This window comes from Mucilaginibacter sp. 3215 (genome assembly GCF_050433785.1).
Taxonomy (GTDB): Bacteria; Bacteroidota; Bacteroidia; order Sphingobacteriales; family Sphingobacteriaceae; genus Mucilaginibacter.
In genome coordinates this window covers 138,170-147,625 of the sequence record NZ_JBNPWO010000015.1, presented here as the reverse complement: position 1 = coordinate 147,625, position 9,456 = coordinate 138,170, and the positions used below count along the sequence as shown (strand labels likewise).

Annotated in this window: 8 protein-coding genes and 2 tRNA genes; 6 read left to right on the top strand and 4 right to left on the bottom strand. The window is 42.4% G+C overall.

Annotated elements, in window-relative coordinates; translation table 11 throughout:
- Nucleotides 1-157 precede the first annotated feature (157 nt).
- Both ABIC84_RS21275 and ABIC84_RS21270 read left to right on the top strand, forming a co-directional pair.
- Nucleotides 158-232, top strand: a tRNA-Glu gene (locus ABIC84_RS21275).
- A 105-nt stretch (nucleotides 233-337) separates the two neighbouring features.
- Nucleotides 338-409 (top strand) — tRNA-Glu (locus tag ABIC84_RS21270).
- 189 nt (nucleotides 410-598) lie between these two features.
- Here ABIC84_RS21270 and ABIC84_RS21265 read toward each other — a convergent pair.
- The 4 genes from ABIC84_RS21265 to ABIC84_RS21250 form a co-directional block, all read right to left on the bottom strand.
- Nucleotides 599-1,033, bottom strand: a complete 435-nt coding sequence (locus ABIC84_RS21265) for a VOC family protein (RefSeq protein WP_429264868.1) — start codon at nucleotides 1,031-1,033, stop codon at nucleotides 599-601.
- 65 nt (nucleotides 1,034-1,098) lie between these two features.
- The gene (locus ABIC84_RS21260; protein WP_429264867.1) at nucleotides 1,099-1,599 is read right to left on the bottom strand and encodes an SRPBCC family protein; all 501 of its coding nucleotides are present in this window, start codon (nucleotides 1,597-1,599) and stop codon (nucleotides 1,099-1,101) included.
- The gene (locus ABIC84_RS21255) at nucleotides 1,596-1,916 is read right to left on the bottom strand and encodes an ArsR/SmtB family transcription factor (protein ID WP_091173358.1); all 321 of its coding nucleotides are present in this window, start codon (nucleotides 1,914-1,916) and stop codon (nucleotides 1,596-1,598) included. Before ABIC84_RS21255 ends, ABIC84_RS21260 begins: the two co-directional genes overlap by 4 nt.
- Nucleotides 1,917-2,267: 351 nt before the next feature.
- Nucleotides 2,268-2,516 (bottom strand): hypothetical protein, encoded by a 249-nt coding sequence (locus ABIC84_RS21250; protein WP_090533652.1) that lies wholly within the window; start codon nucleotides 2,514-2,516, stop codon nucleotides 2,268-2,270.
- A 394-nt stretch (nucleotides 2,517-2,910) separates the two neighbouring features.
- On the opposite strand from ABIC84_RS21250, the gene ABIC84_RS21245 reads away from it, so the two are divergent.
- The 4 genes from ABIC84_RS21245 (at nucleotide 2,911) to ABIC84_RS21230 (ending at nucleotide 9,280) form a co-directional block, all read left to right on the top strand.
- Nucleotides 2,911-3,786: an alpha/beta fold hydrolase gene (locus ABIC84_RS21245; RefSeq protein WP_429264866.1), complete on the top strand. Its 876-nt coding sequence runs from the start codon at nucleotides 2,911-2,913 to the stop codon at nucleotides 3,784-3,786.
- Between the two features lie 80 nt (nucleotides 3,787-3,866).
- Nucleotides 3,867-4,436, top strand: a complete 570-nt coding sequence (locus ABIC84_RS21240; RefSeq protein ID WP_429264865.1) for a dihydrofolate reductase family protein — start codon at nucleotides 3,867-3,869, stop codon at nucleotides 4,434-4,436.
- Between the two features lie 173 nt (nucleotides 4,437-4,609).
- Complete coding sequence (gene map, locus ABIC84_RS21235) at nucleotides 4,610-5,374, top strand: type I methionyl aminopeptidase (protein ID WP_429264864.1); 765 nt, start codon at nucleotides 4,610-4,612, stop codon at nucleotides 5,372-5,374.
- Nucleotides 5,375-5,608: 234 nt separating this feature from the next.
- Nucleotides 5,609-9,280 (top strand): ABC transporter permease, encoded by a 3,672-nt coding sequence (locus ABIC84_RS21230; RefSeq protein ID WP_429264863.1) that lies wholly within the window; start codon nucleotides 5,609-5,611, stop codon nucleotides 9,278-9,280.
- The last annotated feature ends 176 nt before the right edge of the window (nucleotides 9,281-9,456 follow it).

The window sequence follows — 9,456 nt, the reverse complement described above, 5'->3', positions numbered from 1 at the left end:
CAGGAGATTTTCATTCTTCAAACAGGGGTTCGATTCCCCTACGGGCTACCACAAGACACGAAACCTCAAATCGAAAGATCTGGGGTTTTTTAATACATTATCAATCCAGTGTTTTCCGGGATTGTGTAATGCAAGTTACAGGAAACAAAATAAAAAAGGCCCGTTCGTCTAGGGGTTAGGACAGGAGATTTTCATTCTTCAAACAGGGGTTCGATTCCCCTACGGGCTACCACAAGACACGAAACCTCAAATCGAAAGATCTGGGGTTTTTTAATAAATTACTAATCCAGCGTTTTCCGGGGTTGCGTAATTCAAATCAAGGAAAACAAAATAAAATGGCCCGTTCGTCTAGGGGTTAGGACAGGAGATTTTCATTCTTCAAACAGGGGTTCGATTCCCCTACGGGCTACAAAGCCGCTTTACGAAAGTAGAGCGGCTTTGTTTATTTTTTAGTAACGTTGGCAAAAGGGCTCCAACCGTTCCTACGGACCTTAATAACACGGCTACTACATCCATGAACGAAAAGGCGAATTAAAACCGGTCTTTGCTTGAGTTCGGAACGCGCAACAGCATACCTACATTTCTTCTCCTCTTCAACTTACCCCTTATAATTCGGATCAAATTCCACAATCCATTCAATACCATATTTGTCTCTGAACATACCGGCGTATGTACCCCAGGGACTGTCGCCAATCGGCCCTTCAACTTCTCCTCCTGCAGATAGGCCGTTAAATATTTTGTCGGCTTCTTCACGACTTTCAGCACCCGCGTATATTTTAGACCTGTTTTCGTTTTCGCTTACCTGTCCCATAAATTCCGGAACATCATTAGCTATCAACACATTGTTTTTACCGAGGGGTAAACCGATGTACATTATTTTATCCTCTTCACTTTCTGCCACCTGGAATTCAGGGCCAGCCAAATCTTTGAAGCGAATGATCCTGGTGAACTCTCCGCCAAAAACTGATTTGTAAAAATCGAATGCTTCCTGGGCATTGCCATTGAAGTTGATCCAGGGATTAATTGCTCTCATAATTTTTAGTTTTTAAATTGTTATGTTTTTTGTTTATCTCTTCGGTTATTAATATTCATTTTACCTTATGATTTTTGCGATAAGGTTAAAAACAGATCGTCCAGGTTTTTCAACATCAGCATCATTCCTTTAGTGAAACCATCGGTTAAGCGCTCCATGCGTTCGAGCGATTCGTTATAAATGGAAATATTCACTGTGGTTATGCCTTCTTGTTCGCTGAAATTATAATCCCATTCGGAGCCCGGTAATTCGGGATTTTCATCTTTGTCGGCAAAAGAATTGTATAATTGGAAATTGGTTTTGGGCGTAATAGAGGTGTATTTCTGCAACAGCCAGCGTTCTTGCCCGTCGGGGCTTACCATGGCGTAAAATCTTCGCCCTCCAACTTCAAAATTCATGTATTTGGTTTTGGAGCGCATTGGCGCGGGTGCAGCCCATTGGTCAAGTATTTCCTGTTTGGTAAAAGCATCCCATACCAGGTCAAGCCCAGCATCAAACGCCCGGATTATAAATACCTTTTGCGCTGCTTTATCAACGGTAAAATCAAATAGCAAATCGTTGTTCATATTTTCTGTTGTTTAATTGTTGATAATACTTTGTCGAGCTGATTAAACTGTGTTTCCCAGCTCTGCCTGAATTGGGCCAACCAATTATCAAACTCCTGCATTTTCTTTGCATTAAAGTGATAATAAATTTCCCTGCCCGAATGCTCTGGTTTAATGAGTTCGCATTCATGCAGTACTTTAATATGTTTCGATACTGCCTGCCGGGTCATATCAAATTTTTCGGCCATTGCATTAGGCGTTAACGCCTTAATAGCAATTAAAGTTAAAATCGCTCTGCGTGTCGGATCGGCTATGGCCTGGAATAGATCTTGTTTCATTTTAAAACGCGCAACTTTTGAGTTGCGTAAATATATATGCAACTTTTGAGTTGCGCAAATTTATTTGCGATTATCTTTTGGGTGGGAACGAAAGCTTAAAGGTTTGGAGATTAGTTAAGGCAAGAAGGTTTCATCATTGAAACAAGGGGATTGATTTTACCGGGGATCGCCGAATGTTGAACAACAGTTTAATATTCAAGATATTATAAACAGCTTAAAGCTCCTTCTCCTCGCTGGCATGAGAATGCGACACAAAATCCAGCGAGTGGGCGTACCCGTGACTTATCAAAACTAAGAAGCCACGGGCACTCTACGCTGCATCCCAGCGCTGCTACCCAAGCCAAATAGGATCTATTTCAAGCCCCTCTCGGTTACCAATCTCTCTATTTCCTTATTCCTGACCCTATTCCTCGCCGCTATCGGAATATAAACCAATGGAAGAAAGGTCAACAATCCAAACCCATTTCTGGCAACGCTATAAACGGACACTCCAATTAAAAAACCAAAGATCACGGCATCCATAAGCTTACCAGACTTGATCTTCCTTGCTTCCTGTAATAATTCGTCGTTTGTTAATTCGGCTAATTCTTTTTGTTTCATTGGTGTGATATCTGTTAATGGTTAAATTTTAGTAGTTGAAATTGCAGGCTACTATTTCGATTACAAGTTACTAAATAAAGGAAACTACCTGAGAAGTCACGAGTATTTTACTCCGCATCCCTGCGCCGCATACTCACTGCCACACAATAGGTTCGAGATAGTTCCCTACAACCAGGAAAAGACTTTACGAAAGTGAAAAGTATAGCGGTTTTAATTGGATCTTTTAGCGCCGCTGCATTCGGTTGATATAGGCTTAAATATAAAGAAAACTCACCGGCAATATCTTTGTGTCGCGATCCACCCTGCAATTTGTCGTTTTCACACAGTACACAAGCCTAAAATACCTGCCATCTTTGTATTGTCAATCAAATCGAAACAATTAAACTAACATTCCATGAAAAGAGTATTTAAAGGATCTAATGTCATCCAACCGGTATTAATAATTGCTATACTTTTTTTTACCGTATTCCAATCTAAAGGGCAACAGCTTAAGCCTGCCGCCAGTGGCTATGCACCGGTTAATGGCATAAAAGTTTATTACGAAGTTTATGGCGAGGGTAAGCCTATCGTTTTGCTGCATGGCGCTTTTTATACCATTGAGTTAAACTGGGCGCAGTTAATCCCCGAACTGTCAAAAACAAGAAAGGTAATTGCCCTTGAAATGCAGGGGCACGGACATACACCATATTCGGACAGAAAATTAGACATTGCTACCCTGGCAAGTGATGTAGAAGGAGTAATGAATTACCTAAAAATAGATAGTGCCGATGTTGCCGGGTATAGCATGGGCGGTTCCATAGCTTACCAGTTGGCAGTAAAAAGCCCTAAACGGGTAAGAAAATTAGTGATCATTTCATCTACGTACAAAACTAACGGCTGGCTGCCTGTGGTAAATGGTGGTTTTAAAGGTTTTAAGCCTGAATTTTTTGATAATACTCCGTTAAAAACTGCATATGATGCAGTAGCACCCGACAAAACAAAATGGAGAAAGTTTGTTGAACAAATGATTGTTTTTGCCGGGGTACCCTTTGACGTGGGTGATGCCAATATTGCAAAAATCGCCTCGCCGGTGTTGCTTATTTCTGGCGATAATGACGGGCTGGACAAAGTGGAGTTGGCAAAAACATACCAATTACTGGGCGGTGGCGTAGCTGCCGATTTAGCCCCCATGCCAAAATCACATTTAGCCATTGTACCGGCGCAAAGCCATGTGGGCTTAATGCAGCAGACCAAAACTATCTTGGATCTTCTGAATGGCTTTTTACAATAAAAAAGCCCGCTATAATGCAATCTGAAAATACCACCGCAGGAAAAAGAAATTTTATTTACCTATAAACTACTTATAAACAAATGAGAAAAATCAGAATTTTTGAACATATCTCGCTGGATGGCGTGATAGAACATGACGGCGATTATACCTATGGCGCATGGACAACACCCTATCGCAGTCCTGCCGGCGCGGCAACCCTCCTGGAGGCATACGGACCAAACTTCGACCTGCTGCTTGCCCGTCACACTTACGATATATTTAGCGGCTTTTGGCCTACTGCCGGAGATTTCCCAATGGCAAATGCTATAAATGCCGCAACAAAATACATAGTAACCCACAGGCCCGACAGCCTGGAATGGGGACCAGTAAAGGGGTTGGGCGAGGATATTATCGTGTCTATTCGCGATCTCAAATCGACCGATGGCCCCGACCTGATCGTCGTTGGAAGTTCAACGCTAACTTCTGTGTTGCTTGACCAGGGACTGGCTGACGAGGTTGTGCTCATCACCTACCCGGTGTTGCTTGGCCGGGGTAAACGCTTATTGTCGGACACTATTGACGCCCGTGAACTTGCTTTTGTCGACTCGAAGAGTACGCCCACAGGTTTGCTCATCAACACTTACCGGCACGTCGGCCCGTTGAAAAAATAACTTTTCGCCCTGGAGGGAAGAATTTCCCAAACACACTACAAAGCCACTTTACAAAAGTAGAGCGGCTTTTTTAATTACTAACGGGAACACAGCACCTACCCTTACAAACTGACATTTGGTAAACCCTGCCAACCGCATTAATTGTTAATTTTGCAACAAATAAAAGTTTAAGAATGTCGATAACTACCGAAGACGAAAAAATTGGGATGCAGCAGGCCAGCGATGCTGTAGCGATTACGCTCAGGAGGATGCGGGAGTACGCAAAACCGGGTATCTCTACAAAAGAACTTGACGAATACGGCGGCGAATTGCTGGCACAGCTGGGAGCAAGATCTGCGCCTTTGTTAACCTACAATTTCCCGGGACATACTTGTATAAGCGTGAATGAGGAAGCAGCGCACGGCATACCTTCGGCCGATAAGATCCTTAAAGAAGGCGACCTCGTAAATATTGATGTATCGGCGGAGCTAAATGGTTACTGGGCCGATAACGGCGGCTCCTTCGTTTTAGGGCAGGATATCCACGGCTATGGCAAATTGGTGGAGGCCTCGAAAGAGATCTTAAAAAAAGCGATCAAAAACATCAAAGGCGGTGTCAGGATTTCGGAGATCGGCAGGTTAATTGAAACTGAAGCCAAAAAAGCCGGCTACACGGTAATAAAAAACCTGACCGGGCATGGTGTTGGCCGCAGCTTGCACGAAGAGCCGCATGAAGTTGCCAACTTCTGCGACCGATATAACACTGCGCGCTTTAAAAAGAATTCGGTGGTGGCGATAGAGACATTCATCTCAACACGGTCGACAATTGCCGATACTCAAGCCGATGGCTGGACATTAATTGGTAATAAAGGCGGTTTTGTTGCACAGCACGAGCACACCATTATGGTAACCGGCAGTGAGGCCGTGATATTCACAGCGCAGAACGGTATTTGGGATTAATTCTTTTTGGAACATATCTGGCAATACCCTGAAGTATTTGTATTAGATAACTACTAAGCCGCTTTACCAAACCAAGCGGCTTTTTTGTACACATGCTATGACAAGCCGAGGGTATACAGTCATTTAAAAAACGCTGCAAAGCAGAACCGTGTATTTTAGATTTAATTTATCCGTTAACCTATTATCCATTAGTATTTTATTAATTTGGAGTAGTTATTAACTTCATTCATTTGCTTGAAGCCGTATACGTTCCATATCACCCTTTATGACGCCGCGTTTTTTGGGATGCTGTTTATCGGCCTCACTTTTATCCTGCTTTTATGGTTCACCAGGAAAACAAACCAGCCGGCAAACCGTTTTTTGGCGGTCGCACTGGCTATTGCCGCTTTGTGGATATTCCGGATCCTGGGCACCGATATCGGGCTGTCAACCTATATTCCCAACTGGGCCCGGCTGCCGCTGCACTTTTCGCTGGCATTTGGCCCGCTCATTTTCTTTTATGTACTTAAAATAACCCGGCCGGAGTATAAATTCACCCGCAGGGACCTGCCGCATTTCAGCCCCTTGTTAGTCGAACTAAGCGCCTGGGCTTTAGAAGTGCTGGAAAGTATAAAAACGGGCCGGGCTACTTACGATACGCTGATATTTCAACGAATAAACCCTGTATTACTACTATTAGCATTTATCTCGATAATTATTTATCTATACCGGTGCCGCAAGCTGATCGAAAACTTTTACCAGGAGCTAAAATTTAACGGAGGCGACCGGTACCGGCACGAGTTAAAATGGATAAATAACCTACTGACAGGCTTCGGGTTGTTATGGCTTTTGTGGATCCCTTTTATAGCTGCCGACTATTTTTATTATGATTACCAATTGGGCATACAGGCCTACTACCCTTTGTATTTCCTGCTAATATCCATGCTTATCTGGATGGCGGCAAGAGCATTTTTAAGGCCGGAAATTACCGCACAGGCAGATAGCTTACCGGTTTTTAAACCATTACTACCAGCGGAGCTGAAGCAAAAAGGCGCCTGGTTAAAGCGGGTTGTTAAAGAAAATAATTACTACCAGGATCCTGAATTGAGTTTAAGCTCCCTCGCCGAAAAGCTCGGTATGCATACCCATGAGTTATCACGGATCATCAATACTGTGCTCAAAAAAAGCTTCAATGATTTTATTAACGAATACCGGGTACAGGCTGCCGCCCGAAAAATGCAGGATCCTGCTAATGATCATATCACCCTTTTAGGGATAGCGTTTGAATCGGGATTTAACTCCCAAAGTACCTTCAGCCGCATTTTCAAGCAGGTGACCGGGAAAAGCCCGCAGGAATATAAAAATGACTTAAAAAAAGAGTACCCAACTTATAAGTTGAGAAGTGATGCCCAATTTGCGCCGGTAGTTTTGAATCATGAAACCACTCCTAAATGGTCTCGTGATAAAACAAACCGCAACTTTATGTTTAAAAATTATTTCAAAATCGCCTGGCGTAATTTAACACGCAATAAAAGCTATGCCGCCATTAACATTACCGGCCTGGCCGTAGGTATTGCTGTTTGTATGGTGATCTTTATCATTATACAGTTTCAAACGAGCTTCGATAGTTTTCACCCAAAGAAAGATCGTGCCTATCGTGTGCTAACCGAATACCATCACGCAGAAACCGGTGATATTACCTATGGCAAAGATATCCCCTTTCCGTTGCCTTTAGGATTAAAAACGGCTTTCCCCCAAATAGAACAGATTGCCCCAATTTTTGCAAGCCAGAATGACCAGTTGATTATTCCCGACGAAAACGGGGCTACGATAAAAATGTTTAAGGAACAAAGGGGCCTGTTTTACACCAATCCATCATTCTTTAAAATTTTCAACTTCCCGCTGCTTGCCGGCTCGTACGCTTCATTAAAAGACCCTGACAACGTACTGCTTACCAAAGAGGTTGCTGAAAAGTATTTTGGCGACTGGAAATCGGCAATAGGTAAAACCATCAAATTGCAAATGGGCGGCTTTATGTTTGAGCATGGCACGGACGTATTAAAAGTGTCGGGGATCCTGGCTACCATTCCCCCAAATTCCGACTTTCAGCTCAAACTTGTTGTTAGCTTTGGTACAGGGTTTACAGGAGACTATTTAGCAAAATCTACAGATTGGAACAGAACGGTAACTGATTTTGGCTGCTATATTTTGTTACCCAAGAACCTTACTGCCGACAATTTTAATCAGCAGCTGAGAGCATATTCACAAAAGGTACAATCTTCTGATAACAAGGACAGTCATATTATTCAAGCATTAAATGCTGTTCATTATGATTCACAAACAGGCAACTACAGCAACCAAACAGCCAGTCATCAGTTGCTCAATGTATTGTGGCTAATTGCCGCGTTCATCCTGCTAATTGCTTGTGTAAACTTTATCAACCTTTCTACCGCGCAGGCTGTTAACCGGGCAAAAGAGGTTGGTGTCAGAAAGGTTTTGGGGAGCAATAAATCGCAATTGCAACTCCAGTTCATTGTCGAAACATTTTTGATCGTGGCAAGCGCTGTATTACTTGCAGTTGCTATTACCATACTTGCATTACCTTATATAAGCCGGTTGTTAGAATTGTCGCTTTCATTCAACATATTAAGCAATCCTTCAATTATTTTATTCCTCCTGGCTGTAGCAGTTGTAGTAACTGCATTAGCGGGTTTTTATCCTTCTATTGTTTTATCGCGTTTCAATCCTGTTAATGCGTTAAAAAGTAAACTCACAACAGATCCGGCAAAGGGAATTTCATTAAGAAGGGGCCTGGTGGTGTTTCAATTCATCATTGCGCAGGCATTGATCATAGGAACACTCGTTATTGTAAAGCAAATGAACTATTTTATGGATCAGCCTTTAGGCTTCGATAAAGAGACAATTGTTAATATTCCGTTCCGGGTAGATAGTCTTCGAATGAGCAGGCTGAGTTATTTGAGGAACCAGTTATTATCCATAAATGGCGTACAAGCGGTATGCTACAGTTCGAACACCCCGATTGAAAACGGTAATGATACGTGGAGCGCAGTCAGGTTTGACCATGCAACAAAAGAAACAGGTTTCAAGGCGATTACCAAATTTGCCGACGAAGGCTACGTACCCACCTACAAACTAAAGTTGATAGCAGGAAGAAACCTTCAGCCCTCTCCTTTAACCCGGGAGTTTTTGGTAAACGAATCGCTTGTAAAAAGTTTAGGGCTTAAAAACCCCGGGGATATATTGAACAAGGAAATCAGCATATGGGATGGTGTAATAAAATGCCCGGTTGTTGGCGTGTTAAAAGATTTTAATGACAGGTCTTTCCGTCACAGCCTTGCACCATTGCTTATCGCCACAAACATCACCATGTATAATCAGGCCGGTATAAAGCTTAAAACCACAAATGTTTTTTCGACGATGCAATCTGTTAAACAAGTATTTGAAAAAACATTTCCCAATTTTGTTTATGAATACCGATTTTTAGATGATAAGATTGCAAGTTTTTACAAACAGGAAAATCAGTTAGCCCAATTGTATAAAATTTTTGCCGCTATCGCGATACTTCTAAGCTGCCTGGGCTTGTATGGTTTAGCCTCGTTCATGGCTGTACAACGGATAAAAGAAGTCGGCATCCGCAAAGTACTTGGCGCTACGTCAGGCAGCATCGTTTATTTGTTTTCGAAAGAGTTTATCATACTCATTGCTATCGCCTTTGCCATCGCTACCCCCATTGCATGGTATTACATGCACCAGTGGCTGCAAGCTTATGTTTACCGCATCAATATCAGTTGGTGGCTATTTGCGGCGGGTGGAATGGCAGCAATTGTTATTGCACTTGCAACCATAAGTTTCCAGGCAATAAAAGCGGCGAAAGCTAATCCGGTGAAGAGTTTGAGGAGTGAATGATTAAGTGGTTCAGGTTGGCAGGCTAACAAAGATATTAAATGGATTTGGTTCAATATAATATGTTGAATTATTTACTTTTAACAAATTAAATTCTTTAAATTGATCGCATAAAGAATCTAATTAAACCCTATGCGAAACGCAGCCGCTAAACCTTAACATCAACCTCACATATCAAT

Bases quoted from the DNA above. Each gene is read 5' to 3' on its own strand.
- ABIC84_RS21245 (WP_429264866.1), top strand. From the start codon at position 2,911: ATGAAAAGAGTATTTAAAGGATCTAATGTCATCCAACCGGTATTAATA.
- ABIC84_RS21255 (WP_091173358.1), bottom strand. From the start codon at position 1,916: ATGAAACAAGATCTATTCCAGGCCATAGCCGATCCGACACGCAGAGCG.
- ABIC84_RS21250 (WP_090533652.1), bottom strand. From the start codon at position 2,516: ATGAAACAAAAAGAATTAGCCGAATTAACAAACGACGAATTATTACAG.
- ABIC84_RS21240 (WP_429264865.1), top strand. From the start codon at position 3,867: ATGAGAAAAATCAGAATTTTTGAACATATCTCGCTGGATGGCGTGATA.
- map (WP_429264864.1), top strand. From the start codon at position 4,610: ATGTCGATAACTACCGAAGACGAAAAAATTGGGATGCAGCAGGCCAGC.
- ABIC84_RS21260 (WP_429264867.1), bottom strand. From the start codon at position 1,599: ATGAACAACGATTTGCTATTTGATTTTACCGTTGATAAAGCAGCGCAA.
- ABIC84_RS21265 (WP_429264868.1), bottom strand. From the start codon at position 1,033: ATGAGAGCAATTAATCCCTGGATCAACTTCAATGGCAATGCCCAGGAA.